Annotated in this window: 14 protein-coding genes; 4 read left to right on the top strand and 10 right to left on the bottom strand. The window is 44.9% G+C overall.

All coding sequences use genetic code 11. The annotated features are described in order from the left end of the window. Nucleotides 1-43: 43 nt before the first annotated feature. Nucleotides 44-1,762, bottom strand: coding sequence for a methyl-accepting chemotaxis protein (locus HFE01_RS04695; RefSeq protein WP_017425780.1), 1,719 nt, complete (start codon nucleotides 1,760-1,762; stop codon nucleotides 44-46). Between the two features lie 276 nt (nucleotides 1,763-2,038). On the opposite strand from HFE01_RS04695, the gene HFE01_RS04690 reads away from it, so the two are divergent. Beyond that, entirely contained in the window at nucleotides 2,039-2,992 is a 954-nt protein-coding gene (locus HFE01_RS04690; RefSeq protein WP_167438169.1) for a serine hydrolase domain-containing protein, read from the top strand. A 144-nt stretch (nucleotides 2,993-3,136) separates the two neighbouring features. On the opposite strand, the gene yicI is transcribed toward HFE01_RS04690, so the two are convergent. Next, complete coding sequence (gene yicI, locus HFE01_RS04685) at nucleotides 3,137-5,461, bottom strand: alpha-xylosidase (RefSeq protein WP_019686956.1); 2,325 nt, start codon at nucleotides 5,459-5,461, stop codon at nucleotides 3,137-3,139. A gap of 181 nt (nucleotides 5,462-5,642) precedes the next feature. Between yicI and HFE01_RS04680 the strand changes: the two genes are divergently transcribed. Continuing rightward, complete coding sequence (locus HFE01_RS04680; protein ID WP_016819202.1) at nucleotides 5,643-6,572, top strand: helix-turn-helix transcriptional regulator; 930 nt, start codon at nucleotides 5,643-5,645, stop codon at nucleotides 6,570-6,572. Between the two features lie 118 nt (nucleotides 6,573-6,690). Here the strand turns inward: HFE01_RS04680 and brnQ are convergent, their stop codons facing one another. Beyond that, on the bottom strand, nucleotides 6,691-8,043 hold the full coding sequence (gene brnQ, locus HFE01_RS04675) for a branched-chain amino acid transport system II carrier protein (protein ID WP_016819201.1): 1,353 nt from the start codon (nucleotides 8,041-8,043) through the stop codon (nucleotides 6,691-6,693). Nucleotides 8,044-8,601: 558 nt separating this feature from the next. On the opposite strand from brnQ, the gene HFE01_RS04670 reads away from it, so the two are divergent. Then, nucleotides 8,602-9,876 carry an oligosaccharide MFS transporter gene (locus tag HFE01_RS04670; protein WP_019686955.1) on the top strand — a complete coding sequence of 425 codons (1,275 nt, stop codon included), beginning with the start codon at nucleotides 8,602-8,604 and terminating at the stop codon, nucleotides 9,874-9,876. A 63-nt stretch (nucleotides 9,877-9,939) separates the two neighbouring features. Here HFE01_RS04670 and HFE01_RS04665 read toward each other — a convergent pair whose 3' ends face one another. Further along, on the bottom strand, nucleotides 9,940-11,643 hold the full coding sequence (locus HFE01_RS04665) for a methyl-accepting chemotaxis protein (protein WP_017425785.1): 1,704 nt from the start codon (nucleotides 11,641-11,643) through the stop codon (nucleotides 9,940-9,942). Nucleotides 11,644-11,674: 31 nt separating this feature from the next. Next, entirely contained in the window at nucleotides 11,675-12,952 is a 1,278-nt protein-coding gene (locus HFE01_RS04660; RefSeq protein ID WP_167438170.1) for an ABC transporter substrate-binding protein, read from the bottom strand. A 243-nt stretch (nucleotides 12,953-13,195) separates the two neighbouring features. Between HFE01_RS04660 and HFE01_RS04655 the strand changes: the two genes are divergently transcribed. Continuing rightward, nucleotides 13,196-14,044 carry a copper amine oxidase N-terminal domain-containing protein gene (locus HFE01_RS04655; RefSeq protein ID WP_019686952.1) on the top strand — a complete coding sequence of 283 codons (849 nt, stop codon included), beginning with the start codon at nucleotides 13,196-13,198 and terminating at the stop codon, nucleotides 14,042-14,044. 130 nt (nucleotides 14,045-14,174) lie between these two features. Here the strand turns inward: HFE01_RS04655 and HFE01_RS04650 are convergent, their stop codons facing one another. From HFE01_RS04650 to HFE01_RS04630, 5 genes are all read right to left on the bottom strand, one after another. Further along, the gene (locus HFE01_RS04650) at nucleotides 14,175-14,516 is read right to left on the bottom strand and encodes a darcynin family protein (RefSeq protein WP_019686951.1); all 342 of its coding nucleotides are present in this window, start codon (nucleotides 14,514-14,516) and stop codon (nucleotides 14,175-14,177) included. An 82-nt stretch (nucleotides 14,517-14,598) separates the two neighbouring features. Further along, nucleotides 14,599-15,180 carry a Crp/Fnr family transcriptional regulator gene (locus HFE01_RS04645; RefSeq protein WP_019686950.1) on the bottom strand — a complete coding sequence of 194 codons (582 nt, stop codon included), beginning with the start codon at nucleotides 15,178-15,180 and terminating at the stop codon, nucleotides 14,599-14,601. Between the two features lie 124 nt (nucleotides 15,181-15,304). Next, nucleotides 15,305-17,146, bottom strand: coding sequence for an adenine deaminase (locus HFE01_RS04640; RefSeq protein ID WP_107734281.1), 1,842 nt, complete (start codon nucleotides 17,144-17,146; stop codon nucleotides 15,305-15,307). Between the two features lie 104 nt (nucleotides 17,147-17,250). Beyond that, on the bottom strand, nucleotides 17,251-19,611 hold the full coding sequence (gene helD / locus HFE01_RS04635) for an RNA polymerase recycling motor HelD (RefSeq protein ID WP_243208138.1): 2,361 nt from the start codon (nucleotides 19,609-19,611) through the stop codon (nucleotides 17,251-17,253). Nucleotides 19,612-19,971: 360 nt separating this feature from the next. Beyond that, entirely contained in the window at nucleotides 19,972-21,003 is a 1,032-nt protein-coding gene (locus HFE01_RS04630; protein WP_181323679.1) for an FUSC family protein, read from the bottom strand. Nucleotides 21,004-21,251 lie beyond the last annotated feature (248 nt).

Genomic DNA, 21,251 nt, shown 5'->3' with positions numbered 1-21,251 from the left:
TCAACAGATGTTATTGTGTTTACATTGGTGGGAATTTATACGACTATACTTTAAAACCACCGACCCTTGCGTTCAGCAATTGCGACATATCCGCCAGAGTGTGAATGGACGATGCAATTTCCTCCATAGAAGCCAGTTGCTCTTCAGCCGCCGCACTGACGCTTTGGGTTCCTCCTGCCGTCTGCTCCGCTACTTCACGTATGCGTTCCGCCGCCTTCACCATTCGCTCTGATCCATCGGACATTTGTTCTACAGACCGATTAACACTGTGAATCTGCTCGCTGACCTGTTGAATGGAACTTCCAATCTGGCGAAATGCAGTTTCAGCGGATTGCATGACCTTTACGCCAGATTGCACTTCAACTGTTCCAGACTGCATGGTGGAAGCGACATGCCCAACATGCTCCTGAATGTTTTGCACAAACTGTGTGATTTCTGCTGCTGAAACCGATACCTGCTCGGACAATCTTTTTACCTCAGAGGCCACAACAGCAAATCCTTTGCCCTGTTCTCCCGCTCTTGCCGCTTCAATGGATGCGTTAAGCGCCAGCATTCCAGTCTGTTTGGCAAATCCGGTAATAACAGATCCGATCATGCCAATCTGCTCCGCCTGTTCACTAAGTGAACGTACAGCACGTGCAGAGCTGTCTACACTTTCGCTTACCTTCTCCATCTGACGCATAGCCTGACCTATCGATTGTTCCCCTGCTTCTGCATCTTTAGCGGCGGTATCAGACAATTCATATACCTGCTCGCTTGTGGCAGCAATCTGTTCCAGCTCGTAGGCAAGTTCTTTCATGGTATCTGTAGTTTGTGTAATATCATCGACCTGATGCTCCATGCCCGTCGCAAGCTCTTCCATTACACCGGAGGTATGACGATTGGCCTGATTCATTTCCTCAGTACTGACGTTAACACGCTCTGCGGTTACCGTTAATGTACGAGCCGTATCCTGAGCATCCACAATGATACTGCGGAACCCTTCAATAAGCTTGTTGTAGGAGCTCGCAATCATACCGATTTCGTCTTTGGACGTAATATCCAGTCGACTTCGCAAATCTCCTCCACCTTGAGACATTTGCAACAACTGCTCATTCATATGGTGTAATGGACGAATCGAACGAATCAAAACGATAGATTGAGCAATGCTGTAAATAATAACCAAAAGCCCTACAATGCTCGTAATCAAAGTTGTATTCGTCATCGTTTGGTGCGCCTGCTGTATTTTCACCGTTACCATATCTTCCTGCGCCTTGACAAATGCTACCACCTTGGTATCAAGTTGCTTGCGCAAAACCCGTTCGTTTTCAAAATCATCGAGCAATTCAGAAAATGGAGGGAAAGCATCATCTCTTGTACTCTTATACCCCGCTGTAGTCAGTAGACTATGAACCTGATTCATATAGGTATTAATCCCTGTTTTGAGATCAGTCATCTTCTTCTTTGTATCCTCATTACCTGTATTGAGTAGAGCTTCTGTCTCCTGTAGCAACTTTGCAACTTCACTCTGCTTGTTTCCGATCTCGTTCCCATACTGTTCGTCACGAGTCAGCAAATATGCCCGCTCATCATTGGATATCCCGTTTAATAAAAATTGAAGAGACTTGGAGTTATACGCAATCGTCTCTTCACGATTCATAATATCTTTGTACTCGTTCTCACTATGTATACTTAAAATGTAATTGGTCAGCAGCATGGCAGCAATCACACTTGGGATCAGTATCGCGCTGAGAATCATTTTGGCCTTAATTGTTAAGTTCATGAATTGGTCCCCCAGTTGTTTCAAAATAAAATGTTCAACTTACTATATATCGTTTTATTGGTCTGTTTTTTTAAATGAAAGCGGAAAAGTGTATAGATTTTTAAATGTATTTGTGTCTATTAAGTGAACATATATATGTTTTTTAATATCAAAAAACAAAAAAATTCAAATTAGGGAAAAAGATAAAAACTATTATCCGTTTGTACTTGTCGGATTTGGAAGGTTAAAAATGATATACTATGTAATGGTATGCTAAAAGCCTCAAGGAGGAACTGCATGAAAAGTCTGGAGCTCAAACCGCTTATTCACGTACTTAACGAGTTGGAAACCCGCAGCTGTCTTATTGAGCAGCAGGGAAACATGATCATGGATTACTACCGTGAACCTCAAATTGCCAACCAACTCTATAAAATAAATTCCTGTACCAAGAGTGTGATTTCCGCATTAGTTAGTATTGCTATGGATCAACAACTGGTACCCAAACCAGAGACACCGATCCTCGAATTTTTCCCCCAGCTGGCCAAAGATAGTGACCCTCGAAAGCGTGATATTACGATTGAACACCTGCTGACGATGTCTGCTGGCTTTAACTGGACGGAATTTGGGGGACAAAATTCTTTTCCTACCATGAGCAAAACGTCCGATTGGGTGCAATTTGTGCTTTCACAGCCATTATCGGATATACCAGGTACGCGAATGGAGTACAGCTCTGGCTGTTCTCAACTTTTGGCCACCTTGCTACGTTCTGCCTTTGGACAAGCCGTTGCTGAATTTGCCGAGGAGCAATTATTCCAGCCACTCGGTATCGATAACTATCATTGGGAAACCGATCCGCAAGGCACTCACACCGGAGGCTTCGGGCTACATCTCAGACCGCTGGACATGCTCAAATTCGGGCGGCTTTATCTGAACGAAGGAAGCTGGGAAGGACGGCAGATCATCCAGACAGAGACCGTCCGATATTCGACTCGTCCATTTCTTCCAGCCTCCAAACCACAAAAAGCATATTACGGCTGTCACTGGTGGGCTTCTTCCTTTTCGGATAAGAGAGAAACAGGAACCGAAATAGACTATTTTTACGCACTCGGCTTTGGTGGGCAATATATTATTGTGGTCCCGTCCTATGACTTGGTAGTTGTCCTCACGGCTGATACATTTAAAAAGAAGCGGACTCCTGTGGATATTTTCCGGCAGTACCTTGTACCACTCCTACTTCAACAGAATGCATAGGGAATGATATCTAAGCTAAATTTGAAGATATTCTCTTTCAGAATGCCACATTAAAAAGGGGTTGCCTGTTTGTATCAGGCAACCCCTTTTTTTCGCAATATAATCGCTATATTATAATCTATCCATCTACAGATGAACTCCTGACTAGCCCAAGTGAATAGTGAGCTCTTGTTGTCCGCTGGTGGCTGGTGTAATGATTACCCCCTGTTCTCCTGCCAGACTGCTGCCTTCCTCCACTTGAACATCCTTATGGATACCGCGCAGTACTAACGACCACGGTTTAACGGCACCTTCTGCCTTCACCGTAATGACAGAATCCTTACGGCTGGCAGTAACCGTGAGCTCTTCTTCGCCTGATGTATTCACGATAACCGAACGAGCCTGTTGCCCTTCGCCGAGCTCAAACAAATGAAGCGTCACTTGATCTGCATAATCATAATCCGGACGACGATCCTCATGACCGATGGCCAACAATGTGTTTGGCTTCACGAGCACAGGTAAGGTTGTAAAATCATGATGCTCGTTGACCCAACGACCACCAGACACGATTTCATTCGTTAACAAATTCGTCCATTGTCCCTCGGGTACATAATAGGTTACATTGCCTTCTTTATTAAAGATCGGGGCTACCAAAATGGAATCCCCCAGCATGTATTGTAGATCCAGCGTTGCACAGGTAGGGTCCTGCGGGAATTCCAATACCATAGCCCGCATCATCGGCAGTCCCCTCACCGAGGATTCCACAGCAGAAGCATACAGGTGTGGCATCAGTGAGCATTTGAGTTTGGTAAAGCTGCGCACCACGTCGACTGACTCTTCGTCAAACAGCCAAGGAACACGGTATGACACATTTCCGTGTAGACGGCTATGGGAGGATAACAATCCAAACTGTACCCACCGTTTGTATAAGTCCGGCGCAGCCGTTAGTTCAAAGCCGCTAATATCATGGCTCCAAAAGCCAAAGCCACTCAAACCAAGCGATAATCCGCCCCGCAAGGACTCTGCCATCGACTCATACGTGGACGAGCAGTCTCCGCCCCAGTGAACTGGGAACTGTTGTCCCCCGGCTGTGGCAGAACGTGCAAATAATGCGGCTTCATTTTTGCCCAGCTTTTCCTCCAGCACATCAAACACAGCTTTGTTGTACAAATGCGTATAGTAATTGTGCATTTTCATTGGATCAGAGCCATCATAATAAATTACATCTGTTGGAATACGCTCACCAAAGTCGGTTTTGAAGCAATCTACGCCTTGATCGATCAGCACCTTCAGCTTATCCTGATACCAGGCAACTGCAGCCGGGTTCGTGAAGTCAACCAGCCCCATCCCCGCCTGCCACATGTCCCATTGCCACACGCTGCCATCAGCTGTTTTGACCAAATAGCCATTCTCCATACCTTCATCGAACAAAATGGACTTTTCTGCAATATACGGATTGATCCATGCGCAAATTTTGAGTCCCTTAGCCTTCAATCTCTGCAACATACCTTCTGGGTCTGGGAACATATCTTGATCCCACTGAAAATCGCACCATTGGTATTCTTTCATCCAGAAGCAGTCAAAATGGAATACCGAGAGTGGCAGATCCCGTTCAGCCATCCCGTCGACAAAATGGTTTACTGTCGCTTCATCATAATCAGTCGTAAACGAAGTGGTCAGCCACAAACCAAAGGTCCAGGCCGGTGGCAATGCAGGTTTGCCTGTCAGCTTGGTATAATTGTCCAGTACCTCCTTAGGATTAGCTCCACCAATAATAAAATACTCTAACGATTCGCCAGCAACGCTAAACTGTACCTTCGAAACATTTTCCGATGCAATCTCGTAAGATACCTTTTCCGGATGATTGACGAATACACCGTACCCTTTATTAGATAAATAAAATGGAATGTTTTTGTATGCTTGTTCACTGCTGGTCCCGCCATCTTCATTCCAAATATCAACGACCTGACCATTTTTCACAAATGGAGTGAAACGCTCTCCAAGGCCGTATACGTACTCCCCCATACCCAGCTCCAGCTGCTCCCGGAAAAATGGCTGGTCCTGCGGGTCTGTAATATAGCCGGGTCCCCGATGCCCACTGCCCGTGACTTTACGATCCTTGACATAAAAGCCTACGTCCCAGCTCTTTCCACGACCGACTCGCACACTCAGATCGCCGCTTTTCAGCACTGCTACGTCCTCACCCACCGTAATATCCACCTCTGTCGGTAAGGTGTGAATTTCAAAGTCTGGTCCATGATGTACCCGTCCCTTATGGTGGTTCAGACGCACCCGAATAACATTCGGCATGGGAGAGCTGTAGGTCGCTTTCAGTAACGCTCCATTTAGCGTATCCCCTTTGTGCTCGATCCGGTGGGTTGCTGCATATACCGTCATGGAAGCATCGTCCGTCACGATATCACGGATGTCAGCAGGATTTTGTATTTCATAGCCCTTGCGAACCAACCAATAGCCATCAGTAAATTTCATCTGTCTCTTCCTCCATCTCGACTTTTATATTCCTTGTTCCCAAATCGCTGATTGGATTTTTTCGAAATCCTTACTATAATAATATTGATTTATGTAAGGGTTTACTTCTTTTATTTTGACGTTTAGTATCAATATTTTGATGTTTTCTATATAAATCAGTGTGCCGAAAGGAATCAGTAAAATGCAAAGGGAAATGTTAAGAGAAAACCGTATTCACGGCAATCCCATGTATCCAGTCAGCGTATATCCGAGCGTAGAGCAATTGAACGGAAATAGTATATTGGAGTCCCATTGGCATGAGGAAATGGAGTTTATCGTAGTAGAACAGGGGAGCGCTATATTTCAGACGGATATGGTCTATACGGAGGTTAGCGAAGGTGAAGCCCTTTTTGTACACAGTGGCGAGCTTCACGCTGGTTATTTACAAAAAAGTCCTCGATGTGTATTTTCTGCGGTGGTGTTTCACCCGGATATGCTGCACAGCCGCACGCAAGATACAGTTCAGACGCAGTTTATTGAACCATTTATCAATAAAAAACTCGTCCCTCCCCCTCACATTCGCGGTGTGCAGCCTTGGGAGCAGGAGCTATTGACCGCGTTGAAACGTATTATCACTAGCCATGAACAGAATGCGCCTGCCCGTGAACTGGCGACCAAGGCGCAGCTCTATAGCATAATTGCCTGCCTGTTCCCGCACATGACTCCGGCTAGCGGAGAGGACGTGGTTATGGCGAGTCAACGCAACAAGGTCGAACGGATCAAAAAAGCACTGGCGTACATCAACAGCCATGCGCATGAGCCCATTCGTTTGCGAGAGATCTCAGATGAGGTTGGGATGAGTGAGGGACATTTCTGTCGTTTCTTCAAGCAGATGGTGCAGAAAAGTCCGGTTGAATATATCAACTATCAGCGGATTCAGAAGGCTTGCAGGTTGCTAGAGCAAAGTGACCGCAAAGTAGTTGATATTGCGCTGGATGTGGGATTTGAAAATCTAAGCTATTTTATTGCAACCTTTAAAAAATGGAACGGTCTGACTCCTTCGCTATACCGCAAGCAGCACGAAGCAGATCAGGCGCTTGCTGTCCTTTCTATAACAGACGGAAATTTATGATTTTGTTTTGAATAGCTGCGCGTAAAGTTACAAAAAGAAAGAACGAACAGAAGATCAAGTTCTCCGTTCGTTCTTTCTTTTGGTTATACATGTCCAATTCACCGAATAAGCAAATCATTTATTTTTTGGGCTTCATAAGTATAAGGACAATTTTTCTTCGTTTAATATAGTAGAATATATACCCCCCTACTCCTCCTAAAACAGAGGGAATTAACCAGCCTAATCCTACATCATATAACGGAAGAATTTGAGTAAAAAAGTCATTAATTACTTTAATTTTTATTCCAGCAGCATTCAAGCCGTCAAATAGACTAACAATGAAGGTTAATATTAAACTGCCTTGATATACTTCTGATTTTCCTTTAAACACGGAATGTAAAAATGTTAAAAATATTAGAGAAATCGCAATAGGATATATTGCAATTAACACTGGCGTTGAAACCTTAATGAGCTGTGTTAAACCTATATTGGCTACAATGGTACTAAATATGGATAACATGAGAGCAATTCTTTTATAAGAAACTTTCGGAAACAAGGTATGAAAAAAGGAAGAACAGGACGTAATAAGCCCTACGCTTGTCGTTAAACACGCTACTGTAATCATTAAGCCTAATAAAATGGAGCCGTAAGATCCAAAATAATAGGATGAAACCTTGGCTAACACCTCAGCACCATTTTCTAAAACACCCAGTTTTTCAACGCTAGAAGCTCCCATGTAGGCAAGAGACGTATAGATAAATGCTAAGAGGACAACCGCAATGGTTATCGATTTGGCACAAATGATCATCAGCTCTTTTTTGGCAGTAACTCCTCTTTCCTTAATTGCATTCACAATAATAATTCCAAAAATAAAGGCTACAAGAGCATCCAATGTTAAATAACCTTCTTGAAAGCCTTTGAAAAAGACGTGCGAAGTATAGCCTTCGGCAGGTGCTTGGAAGGCTCCTATGGGGTGAATAAGGGCTACGACCACCAGAATCCCAATGAATGTCAATTTAATGGGTGTTAAAAACTTTCCGATCACATCAATAATTTTTGTAGGGTTAAGTGATAACAAGCATGCAACCCCAAAAAAAAGAATGGTAAATACAAAAAGTGCGACAGGATGATCTGTATGGTTTGAAAAAAAAGGCTTGACTCCAATTTCAAACGACACACTACCGGTTCTTGGAATTGCATATAACGGGCCAATGGCTAGATAAAGAATCGTTGTAAAGACAATCCCGAATACAGGATGTACACGACTCGCTAAAGTTTGTAAATTGCTTTTGCCTGAAAAAACAAAGGCAGTGATGGCTAGTAACGGTAAGCCAACTCCGGTAACCAAGAAACCCGCATTGGCTATCCACACATTCTTTCCAGCCATTTGACCAAGCATAGGTGGGAAGATTAGATTCCCTGCACCAAAAAATAAGGCAAATAGCATCGATCCTATAATAATAATAAAGGACGAAGAAACACTTTTTGACATAATAAATCCTCCAACCATGAAATCACAACAGTTTGTTATCATTCATTTTCTTTTTATTTTGTGTAGTACATGCTCATAGGGTTATAGCAGCACCAAGTAGGGATAGCCATCCGCTAACCCTTCCCGACCGGTGTGAAACGTTATTCAAGATGTGGGGTTCGATAACTCATCATTACACAATACTCTATATACGTTCACGGTATCAAGTAACTTTGTACTTGCGAAAGAACCACTTCATCCCCTTGCTTTAGCAATTTATTGTGCTATCAGTATGACCATGTCAGCCAGACCTTAGAACAATTCTACTTCTTGCCGTGTTTCTCCTCCTACCAAATGAGCTCAATGAACTATAAAGAATTTTACACGTAGGACTTATTTCTTACAAGATGAGAAAAGTTATGTACAACCCAACCTGGCAATTGATTGCAATAAGCACAGGAAATCTTGGGAAAATGCCCTATGGATTCAATTCAATCCTCCTTACAATTAATAGTACAGACAATGCTTAATGACGTTGTCAACACATTGAGCAGCTACAATTTGAAGGGGTGCTTATACATGAGGAATTTGGCAAAACGCAACTATTGGTCTTTGAGCGTTTTTAACTTCGCTTATCTGTTTACATGGTCTGCCGCCATGTCTTTTTTTGTCATTTGGCTAGGACAAAGCCTGGGGATTTCAGAAACCTACACAGGGTTTTTATACGCGGCTAACTCTATCGTTGCCTTGATCATGCAACCCCTGTTTGGGTACTTATCCGACAAGCTGGGCTTGAGAAAACATCTGCTGTACATACTTTTTACGATTCTTTTGCTCGTCGGACCCTTTTTTATCTATGTGTACGGTCCATTGCTTCAAACGCAGTTCGTCATTGGTGCTATTGTCGGCGCCCTATTTATCGGCCTGGTGTTTAATGCAGGTAATGGTGTCGTCGATTCCTATATGGACAAAGTGTCACGCAAATACGGGTTTGAATACGGACGAGTTCGTATGTGGGGCTCACTCGGGTGGGCAGCTGCTACCTTTGTTGCGGGACGGGTCATCAATATCAATGTGAATCTGACCTTCTGGATTGCCTCCGTATCTGCCGTTGTTGCTATGATCTGCATCTTCCTGACCAAAGTCGAAATTTCTGGACAGGAGCAGCAGAAAACTGAATCGTTGAAGCTCACTGACGTACTGCATCTCGTACGCACCACAAAGTTCTGGTTTCTAATGCTATTCATGGTTGGTGTGACCCAAATTTATGAGGTATATGACCAGCAATTTGCCACCTATTTCGTATCTCAGTTCAGTTCTAAAGCAGAAGGAAATCAATTCCTTGGTGATTTAAGTGCTGTGCAAGTATTCCTGGAATTTGTGTTCCTGTTTGTTACCCCATGGTTTGTCAACAAAACGACTGCTAAGTGGGCATTGATTATTGCCGGAGCGATCATGTCATTGCGTATTATCGGTTCTTCGCTGCCGTTCGGTTCCATATGGGTGGCTGCGATGAAGATGATTCACTCCCTGGAAAAACCGCTGATTCTGGTCGCCATCTTCAAGTACATTACCGTCAACTTTGACCAGCGCTTATCGTCCACCATGTACCTGCTGTATTTGTTTATGGGCTCCCTGGTGGTATCTGTTTTCTCACCTATTGTCGGACATATGTATGAAGTTCTGAATTTCCCGATCACTTATGTTATTTTGGGTTCCATTGCCGGTCTGTTCACCATCATTTCCTGCTTTACGCTGACAGCTGACAAGAAAAATGGAGAACGGTATCTAGAGGAACGCCGTAAACAGGATCTGAAAAGATCTGCTAAAAAAGCTGAAGCCGTTCACTCGTAATCTAATGGTAACAGCGGTAGTCTAGGACTTGTTTTTCTCGTCCAAGGCTACCGCCAACTTACTTTAAATTTTGAATACAGACACCGTTTGATTCATCTCTTCCGCCCGCTTGGCAAGCATGTTAGCACCTGCAGACACTTCCTGCATGGAAGCAGTAGTTTCCTCGACTACGCTTGCGACTGTTTGAGTAGAATCGGCTGCACGTTCGGAGATTTCGGCAATTTTCTTCATAGATTCCACCATAGAAACGGTTCCTTCATTTACGGATCTTGCTTCTACAGCCGCAGTGTCTACCTCACCGCTCACTTCTTCAACGGCACCGACAATTTCAGAAAAGACGTTACCGACACCTTCGACAAGCATCATACCTTCATTTAGTGATTGAACACCTTCATTCATCGAGATGACAACTTCGTCTGTTCTTAATGCGATTTCGTTGACCAGAGAGGAAATCTTGCCGGTTGCTTCACTTGCTTGTGCCGACAAATTGCGTACTTCATAAGCGACAACAGCAAATCCTTTTCCCTGCTCTCCCGCTCTTGCAGCTTCTATACTCGCATTGAGTGAAAGCAAGTTGGTTCGGGCTGCTATATCACTGATCATAGCTGTGATCTGTCTAATCTCCGCTGACTTTTCTCCTAGAATATTTACTACTTCAGCGGATTGAGTTACCTTGGTATGCACATCTCTTATTTGAGAGACAGTGGAAGACATTTGGGTTTTCCCGTTGTTTGCTTTTTCTTGTGCTTGGATTGTGAGATTAGCTACATTCACAAAGCGATTGGTTATGTTCTCTACACTTTTAGAAACACCTACCGTGTAATTCAGTGTTTCAGCAATATCTGCAAGCTGTGTCTGAGATCCCTCTGCGACTTGAGTGGCACTTATAGCTATCTGCTCGGTAGCAATGCTTGTCTGTTCTGCACTGGCTGTTAACTGTTCAGCCGTAGAAGCAACCAGTAAGGAATTATCCACAACTTCCTTTAAAAGGTTGCGCAGTGAATCGCACATTTCATTAAAATCGGATGCCAATTCCCCGACCTCATCTTTGGATCGGACCCTAAGAGGTTCCACTTGCAGGTTCCCCCTCGTTACCAGCTTTATCTGTTCCGCTATCCTTAATATGGGCTTAGTGAACGATTGAGCCAGTAAAAAAGAACCGATAATTCCCAGGATCGTACATATGATAGTCAAAGAAATCATCAAAAGTCTACCTGAATGGTAAGATTGACTCGATTGATTAGCTGCCTCAGTGGCATACTGCTCATTAAGCACCTTCAGTTTATTTACATCGTCTAATGCCGCCTTATAAATAGAAGAATTTCCATGAACGATCATGTAGGCCATCACTTTGTCGTTTTCTTCCATGGCAGCGGAAACCACCTTTAGATGGCGAAGATACATTGCCCACTGACCATAAAAGTTGGTGAACAGTTCTTTTTCCTCCGCTGTAGAGGCTAAACTTTGATATTTATTTACACTCTTATCCATTGAAGCTGTAGCTTTGGTTAGTTCTTCTTGATAAGTGGTGCGAATAGCCTCATCCTCTTCGAGTATCAATCGAACAGTTAGTCTATCGATTTCTGTAATCTGCTTATCCATACCCTGAAGAAGAATAACCGCAGGTAAAGACCTGTTATTTACCTTATCAGAAGCCTCTCCCATTTCCGACATCTTAATGACTCCTATAACACTTGAAAGGGACAGTACGACAACCAGTATGAGAGCTGCACTAATTATTTTTTTCTTTAACGTTAATTTAAACATCCTTATCTTCCTTCCCGTGACTGGTCTCATATCATCCCCGCTGAGCTTTCCAGTATATGCGTATTTGGCGCAACAGCTCAGTCTTATCTATCTTTCCACTAATGTAGCTTTGGATAGATGCTCCTGTGATGGCCCCATGATCAGGTGGAAGTGTTGCCATAAACGGCAGCGTCTTTCCGCTCGACAAATATGACTTGATCGATTTACTCAAGGGATCGGTAGGCACCAAGTCAATACTCTTGAAGGCCGGTATAACATTGGCCTTGTTGACCAAAAGTTCCTGACCGGACTTTTCGTATACCAGCCAGTTTAAAAATTTCTTGGCTTCCTCTTGCTGCTGAGGCGTGGTAGCTGTGGAGTCGATGAATACATACTTTGTCACACCAACTGTGATCTTTGAATTGTTTGGATCATTCGTATTATCATTTAACGGAAGAGGCAAAAAACCGTATTCCTCATTTGCCGTATCATTGCTCTTTATTCCATTCCAAGCCCAGTTACCCATAAACCAAAGCCCTACCTTGCCCTCTCCCAAAGCTTTGGCTCCATCGTCATACGTACTGTCCAAAGGCGAGTGCTTATTGATGCTGTTATCCTTGAGCAGGTCTAAAGTTTGTACCCATCCAGACATTACACTGTTTTGGGACAAATCGATGGAGTTGATCTGCATACCTTTAACAAACTCTGGAAAACCTTCGGGTTGAACAGAATAAGACAGAGCTAAAAGATGAGAGCCGAGAGACCAGTCCATTGGTGAAAGCATGACCGGTGCTACTCCCGACTGCTGAATCTTAGCCATTAATGAGTTCAGGCTGCTTCTACTTTGCACCGAAAAAGGATCAAAAGAACCCCCTGTTGCCTTGTCCAATACTTTTTTGTTATAGATTAATCCATAGCCTTCCACTGCAAATGGAAATCCCAGCACAGCATCGTTTTTCTTAACGGCGTCAAGTCCATTTTCTATCGTATCGGCTACCCACTTCTCTTTACTTAAATCAACGGCTTTATCCAGGAATGTCTGCGTGTCTCCCGGGTCAAGCATCGACATCGTTGCTGGACTTCCTGAGCCGTACATCGACATCAGCTTTTGATATGCAGACGTTCCCTCTGGAGCAGTAATAATTTCTAAAGATACTTCCGGATGCTCTTGATTGTATTGTTTTGCCACTTCTTCCAATTGGGTTTTTATTTCAGATTTGGAATTCAAAAATGTAATCTTAGTCGTCTGCTCTGATACTGGTGATGCTGAACAACCTATAAACATCAATAAACATGCTAGAGAAATCGCAACTTTTAGCTGTTTTCTCATTAACTTTCCCCCTAAAGATTTACTTTGTAAATTTTATGAACAATATTCAATGTTATCGACATAATTCCCCAGGGAGATTAGGAGTTTTTAGTTGGTAAATATCGGAAATCAGATTGAATAGTACAAACTGGTTGTTACGTTCAGTTAATGAATAGGAAAGCGCAACTAATTTTATCCAGTCGCGTCTGAATAGGGTGAAAAGTTGCTACGCAACAAATTTATTTAAAAAAGGAGAAGTCATTTATGAACAAAGCATTCTTTGTTTTTTTTCTTGCTATCTTTTTATGTATTTCATCGTCCACTACATATGCAGCACAAAATCAAATCAAAATTGACGGTGTGGCTATTGCAACCGATGCGAAGCCAGAAATGAAGAACAAACGTACAATGGTACCTTTACGTGTTATTAGCGAAAGTTTGGGGGCTAGCGTCGAGTGGTCCGATTCCGGGGTTATTCTCGCTAAGAGCGATATGAAAGTAAAATTAGCAATAAACAGAAGCATAGCGGAGAAAAACGGTAAAAAGATACTGCTTGATGTAAAACCATACGTGAAAAATAATCGCATATATGTTCCACTTCGTTTTATTGCAGAGGCGTTCGGATGTAAAGTCAATTACAGCAACCTTATAGTGACTATTACTACTGAACCATTGTTCATAAACGGTGTACAAGTAAAGGCAGTTCAACAGGAGTACCATATGATCATGGGCGGCGTAGTTCAGCAAATTCACGGCAATGCATATAACAAAACCATTTATAATATGTTTGCAAAAAACAAAGGTGAAAAGGTTGAAGCACCTGAAAACTATTCTTGGAGCTTCACTATTGACACTCTTGGGTCTTATTATAAAAATGCACAATACGATTTCTTAGACCAAAAGGGGAAAAGCTTAGCTCGTTTTGACGTGTATTCTTTAATCCAGTCCTTTCCATCCGAAGTTTTAGTCGGGTATCCCAAGTTTTTGATTCATGACGTATCCAAAGATGAGTGGTACTTGTTTAGCGATAGCGCAGCAAAATCTATTAATCAGTTAATTAATAATGCAACAAATAATGGATTTCTGAAGGTTATAAGTGATACCGTTGTATAATGCGATTTTGTCTTATTAGCGTCTTTAATAGAAAAAGGCGAATTCCCAGCTAATAGAAAAGCCTGGGAACTCGCCTTGTATAAATCCTATACAAGCTGAACTTTTTTACATAGTAAGGGAGTATGATGGGTTATTTGTCCATCTGTAGCATTTCGGACTCATAGGACTGAAATGCATTTTCCATCCCCATCAAAACATCTTTAATCTTCATGTACCCTTTAGTATACGGCTCCGAATCACGAATTTCTTCCCACATATAGTGATATTGCTTCATATCCTCTGTTTCGCATACGACGAAATCTGTATAGTCCTTTCCGGGCAGCGCTTCTGCATCAAAAAAACGAACCTGAACATGTTCGCTGTACTTCTGAATATGAGCCTGCAAGGTTCCCGCATGTTTGCGACGTTCTTCCCGAGGAAGAGCCAACCAGGAAGGGTAGAATTCCAATAATACAATCATCATATAACGCATATGCCTATCTCCTTTTTTGTGAAGTTTGAATGGATTTATCGTTATTGTACGCTGCTTGTCTGCCAAGCCGCATTAACATAGGTTAATGCGGCTCGCTGCGCAGCAAACGACTAAGTGAGACGGGGGATACACCTATGTACGAAGCTATATGGTATTGTGCAACTCGTTTGTCCAACCCGGGATACTTGAGAAGAAAGGCATCATAACGTTCCCTAGCAGAAAGATACAACAATTCGCGTTCTCGTTCCTCCTTGCGAATGTATAGTCTTTCCACGCTATTACGCACGAATCTTTCCCACCTATGGCTTGTATCCATAAGCTCCTTCAGGACATGATATGGAATTTCAATAACAACCGAATCTTCCATGGCCTCAATCGTAAAAGTGGATGGTTTACCTTGAACCATAGCGCCATAAGAGGTTACATAATCATTTTCTGGTGAAAAACCAACATTATATTCTCTACCATCTGCCAAAGTATAAAACAACCGGAATAATCCCTCCGAACAAAAATAAGCATGTTTCACAGGTTCCCCTGTTTCAATAAGATATGTACCCTGCTGAACATGCCTCACACGGGTTTGCTCTACAAACCTGTTCCAATCCTGATCTATAATTGAGGCTTGATGAGCCATTTTTTCTAATGAACGATAATATAATTGCATCTGCTCACCACCCCACAAAACGTTGATTAAGGAATTAAAGATACCTTTCGGACTATATAAGAAAACAGGGGCTATCCCTCAGGTCTGGGTAGACCTGCAGGACAACCCCCAGCGACGTATTCTATCAGGCTTCCGTAGCATCCTCTTCCACGAAAAGAGACACCTTGCGTATACCGTCGGCTCCGATCACGACAAGTCCCTGATCCGACAGGCGGATTTCAGGGATTACGACCAGTGCGAGCAACGACAGTGTCATCAGCGCGTTGTTCAGCATGCAGCCGGATTGCTGAAGTGCCCGGCTGATACTTTCGGACTGCGCAGCCACCTCTGCAAACGGAGCTGGGGACATCAGCCCAGCGATCGGGAGCGGGAAGCGCGTCTCACCCGAGGCGGATACAACCACCACGCCGCCACGCAGGGCAACGGCCTGCTTCGCCGCCTGGGTCATGAGCTCGTCATCATTACCAATGACGAGCAGGTTGTGGCTGTCATGCGCTACGGTCATGGCAATTGCAGCCGGCTCGGTGAAGCCGACGCCTGTCACAAGCGCCACCGCGTGGCTGCCACTGGCATGATGCCGCTCGAAAACGGCGATTTTGCACAAATCCTGCGCAGGATCTGATGCAACTTCACCATCACGCACCGGAACGGTCATCCGCACTTCCTTCGTATCCACATGATTTTCCGTGACACGAATTACCCGTACAGGTACATTCCCTTCCTGTACTGGAGCCGCAATACGAAAATCTGCAGCACTCAGCTCTCGACCCAAATGGACCGTGTCCATCACTTCCGCAGGATAAACAAAGCCTTCCCAGTCGGCGACCATTTGTCCGTACTCAGCCACCAGTTGGCCCGCTGCGATGGTAGCCGTCACATTCACTTCGGCCAAGCGGCCATCAAGCAGGATAATATCGGCAATCGCACCGGGAATAATCGAGCCAATGTCCCGTGCTACGCCGAAGCGCTCTGCCGTATTCAGCGTTGCCATTTGAAAGGCAGTCACGGGTTTAACGCCCTGCGCAATCGCATGACGCACCACGAAGTCCATCTGCCCTTCATGGAGCAGGGATTCCGCACTGCGATCATCCGTCACCAGCATCATGCGGCGCGTGTCGAGACCCATTTCCGTGCTGGCACGGATCGTCTCGGCCACATCATGCCATGCGGAGCCTTGCCGCATCTTGGCATACATGCCGAGCCGGATGCGCTCGGCTACATCCTCGGGCGTGACACATTCGTGATCGCCCGTAATTCCTGCGGCTGCGTAGACCGGCAGCCGCCAATCATCGGAGGCCCATGTAAAATGGCCGTCCGCCACCTTGCCGGCGCGCAGCGTGGCCTGAATTTCCCCAATCATCACGTCGTCACCATAGACGACGCCAGGGAAATTCATTACTTCGCCCAGTCCAATCATATCTGGGCCCCAGCTTAGAGCCTCTGCGACTTCCGCCGGACCGAAAGAGGCACCGGTCGTTTCCAGCTCTGGGCCTGTGGAAGGCACGCAGGAAGCTACCTGCATGTAAGCAGCCAGCGGTGTCGTGCGGGCTTCGTCCAGCATTAGACGAAGCCCTTTTAGACCGAGCACATTGGAAATTTCATGTGGGTCAAAAAAACCGCCCGTCACGCCCAGCGGCAGTACAGCCTTCGCGAATTCAGTTACGGTGAGCTGTGTGCTTTCGATATGACAATGTCCGTCCAGCAAACCCGGTGCCATATAGCGGCCTTCCGCTTCAATGATTACGGTGTCTTCTCCAATCGTATGGCTAACGTCTCTACCAACGTAGGCGATACGAGAGCCTTGCACAGCAATAGACATGCCCGGTAACAATTCGCCCGATACCACATTGACCAGCGTTCCTCCGCGGATCACCAGCGATGCCTTGCGCTCCCCTCTAGCTGTAGCTACCAACTCGGGCACACAGTCCGCCAGCGGTGGGCGTTGAAATACTCTTTTCATGTCCATTACGTTTGTAACCTCCGTTTATGCTTCTTACCTGTTTGGCTTATTTGCTTATGTTACTGGAATACGCTCAATATTGCCAGCCGCCCCTAAAGAACCTGGTCACTTTATTTCACTTTACGGATATACGTCTCCGATTCCTGCGAACTCACGAATGGCGTAATCTCCCCTATGCTATAGATATGCAGCAAATGCATCGCTCGCGTACAGGCCGTGTAGAACAATTTACGCTCACTCTCACGCTGGTATTCTTGGGCCGATCCGTCATAAATGAGAACCGCATCAAACTCCACGCCTTTCGCCAGATAGGCCGGAATAATATGAATCCCCTTTTCAAAAGCGGGAGTTGTTTTCTTAATTAATTTTGGCTTTACTGGCAGTTGTCCTTCTAGTGCTTCGTAGGCTGCCGCGCTTTCATCAGCATTTTTACAGATCACCGCTATGGATTCATAACCCTCTGCCAGCAATTTTGTAACATTCTCAGTTATCAGTTGATGCAGCTTTTCACGCGAGTTCACCTCGGTTACCAGAGGCTTCTCACCCTTACGGTTAAACGGAACAATATGCTCCCCTCCTGCTACCATCCCCCGGGTAAACTCTACAATCTCCTGTGTGGAACGATAGCTGCGTGTCAGGGAAATCATCTCGGTCTGTTCTACTCCATACAGGTCATACAATGGTTCTGCATCCTGAAGCACCGAAGCATGGGCATAGATAGCCTGATTAAAATCGCCCAGTGCTGTCATTTTAGCCTGTGGAAATAATCGTTTGAAGAACGCCAGCTGGAATGGTGAATAGTCCTGTGCCTCATCAATAAACACATGACGGATGTTGCTATTGGAGCGGAAGCCCAGCATCAGCTCACGCAAATATAAAAAGGGCGTCACATCCTCATACGCTAGTTCTCCAGCCTGAATGCGTTTCAGAGTTTGCCGACTAATTTCACTCCAGTTGACGGGCAGCTCTGCATGATTCGACAGTTCGCTTAATAACGTCTCGTTCATAAACAGCTCGCTGTATAGACGGGTTGTATCCACGAAGCGAAGTGCCTTAATCCACTTGCGCAGGGGCTTTAAGCGATCACTGACCACCATACGCGCCAATATTTCTCTTTCACGCGTAAAGTCGTCGAAGGTATCGCCTTTATTCTTGGATTTCCGGCGCATGCGGTTATATGCACGCTGATAATCCTCCGGCTCCATCAGATCCATCTGCTGGTCCACCCAAGGAGCGGAGCATTCTTCCTTACCAAAGCGAGCCAGTTCTTTGAGCATCCAATCACGCAGCAGCTCCAATCTGTTCGCCAGCCGCACAGCCGAGTCAAATCCATAAAACTTGCTTGCCAATTGCTCTACTGAAATCACCTCACGTCCCTGAAAACGAACCGGTTTAAAACGCATTCCCTTTTGTTCCAGGTGCGCTTTGTAGCCTGTAATAACATGTAAGAACGTCTTGGATGACTTAAAGCGGATACCTTCCATCCTAGCCTCATACCCAGGCTGTGACGACGCTGATAGCACATATTCCAGCTGCTCAAAAGGATCTTCTAGCTGAAACTCCCGGCCCAAACGCCGTTCCAAATATTCCTGAAATGTGGCCTGAAGCATATTTTCCTCACCCAATTCAGGCAATACTGTCGAAACATAACTGTTGAACATGGGGTTTGGCGAGAATAACACGACCTGATCTGCTCGCAAGTGATCCCGATACTTGTATAGCAAATATGCTACTCTCTGAAGCGCAGCGGAGGTTTTGCCGCTTCCTGCCGCTCCCTGAACTATCAGCATCCGGCTTCGATCATCACGAATGATGCGATTCTGCTCCTTTTGAATGGTGGCGACAATGCTTTTCATTTGAGCATCCGAGCTCCGGCTTAATACGGCTTGAAGGAGTTCGTCTCCAATGGTGACGCCGGTATCGAACATAAAGCGGATCTGTCCGTCACGGATCGAGAATTGGCGTTTGAGTGTCAGTTCTCCTTCCATCTCTCCTGCTGGGGTCTTATAAGAAGCGGGACCTGGCATGTTATCGTAATAAAGATTCGAAATAGGTGCGCGCCAGTCGTAGATCAGAAATTCCTCATCCTGGTTATCCAGCAGGGAGGCAATCCCCAGATAAATACGCTCCGCAGTCTGCCCTTCCTCAGCAAAATCAATACGTGCAAAATAAGGTGAGTCAAGCAACTTTTTCAAACGACCTAACGCCTCAGTGGAATGCTTGTGTCTTCGTTCCCGCTCAGACAAAATCTCAGACTGCTGACGCAAACTGGTGGACGTCTCTCCCACATCATCCGCCTCACTGAAATTGATCGTTACCTCATCCCAGAAGTCTTTACGCATATCGACGACATCGCCTCGCACAGAACCAACCTCTGTCTCCAGCTTCCGAATACGCCCGCTAATGACTGCGGTCACATCTTCTACTCTTTGTTGTTCCTCATTCCATTGCTGCTCAGTAGTCACTGACATCGCTCCTGTTCCGTTTCCTCCTGCTCCGCGCAGGGCTCCCTTGCGTACAAACTATGCTCTATTATGGACCCGGGCATACTCATCGCATCCCCCTGATCCGGGAAAATTGACTATTCCTTTGAAGCATGCTATAATGTAACAAGTAATGTGTTAACAACTTATGCAATACGGTTTTACTATGTAAAACATAGCATCCTCTATTGTAGCAAGTTCAGTCCCTGTTCGCAACCAGTGGGCTTTTTTTGTGCTTTCTGGCAACCTTCCATTAGGCTGTTCCTACTTTATTAAATTCATTACATAAAAAAGCGACCGTCCATCTGATTGATGAATACGGTCGCCTTTTCTTTTTTCCGAAATCGCCTATCGGCTCTCTTCCACAGGATGAATATGGTCGGCCAGTCTGCTCAATCGCTCCAGTTGATGACCATAGTCGTACATCGTCGCAGCTACGATGGAAAGCCGTAGCATTCCCTCCTGACAATGGTCAAAACGTGTAATTGCATGCTTCATAAAATCACCGTTAGCCTGCTGGAACAATTCACATTCATCCTCATTTGGTTTCAGTTTATTTTCGAATTTCAGCAGAGCGTGCTCGTGGAAACGAATCAGCCGCTCCAGATGGTCGTCAAAAAACGCATCTGTTCCCTCTGGACGTAAAGATTGGAAGTAGTGCCTTTCCACCGCATCCAAGACCTCGTAACCTTTGTGCAAACTTTCGAGCATTTGTTTGTATACGACCATTTGTCTCGTCTGACTGAACTTGGTGCGCTTGAGCTTTTTCTGCTCCTCTTCGAACAAATGATATTTATCCGAGAGTGATTTAATAGCTCCCTCCAAATTTCCTTTTTCCTCTCTAAAGACAGACTCCTTAATCTCATCGGAAATGGCAGTTCGCAGCAGCAAGGACATGCTGTTAAATACATTTTGAATCTGATTGATAAACTGCCTTTTCGGTTTGGGAGGAAAAACGGTAATGTTGATGACAAAAGCAGACACAATCCCGATCAGAGTCAGCGCAAAGCGGGTTACTGCAAATTTCCAGTCCCCTGAAGCTTCCATGACAGAAACAACGGTCACAAGTGTCAATCCAACCGTATCAGCCATGTTTATTTTCAGACATATCATAAGTACCAATACACATACCAGTCCGACCGCAATCGGCTCATTCGAAAATACCATTCCGCCCAGCAACGCCATGATTGCACCTAATGTGCTTGTTTGGAGTTGATCCAGAAAATAACGCCACGACCTATATATCGACGGTTGCATGGCAAAAATAGCGGCTATCGCTGCCCCCACAGGCGAATGGGTGTTCAAAAGCGTGCTCAGAAAAAGGGCGAGCGTCACTGCGATTCCCGTTTTTAACACCCGTGCTCCAAAAGCCACAGCCATCCCTCCTGCTTACCCTTCAAATTTATTCATACCGAATTACTATAATGAAATTTCAAGACAAAGTCCATGTTTTATTATTACCCAAAACCATCGGAGATCAGGAATATTTATGAAATGTACAGCTCCTACTAGGATACATATCAACAGAATTAACCTATATGCATCAACCTCACAAGAGGAACTTATCGTGCCATGGATTAGTAAAATCTGAGAAGAGTGCCTGTCCGCAGGCCAACTTTTACAAAACC

The organism is Paenibacillus sp. EKM10P (assembly GCF_011800655.1).
GTDB lineage: Bacteria > Bacillota > Bacilli > Paenibacillales > Paenibacillaceae > Paenibacillus > Paenibacillus polymyxa.
Note: the sequence above shows the minus strand (reverse complement) of the source record. Positions and strands in the feature narration are given on the sequence as shown.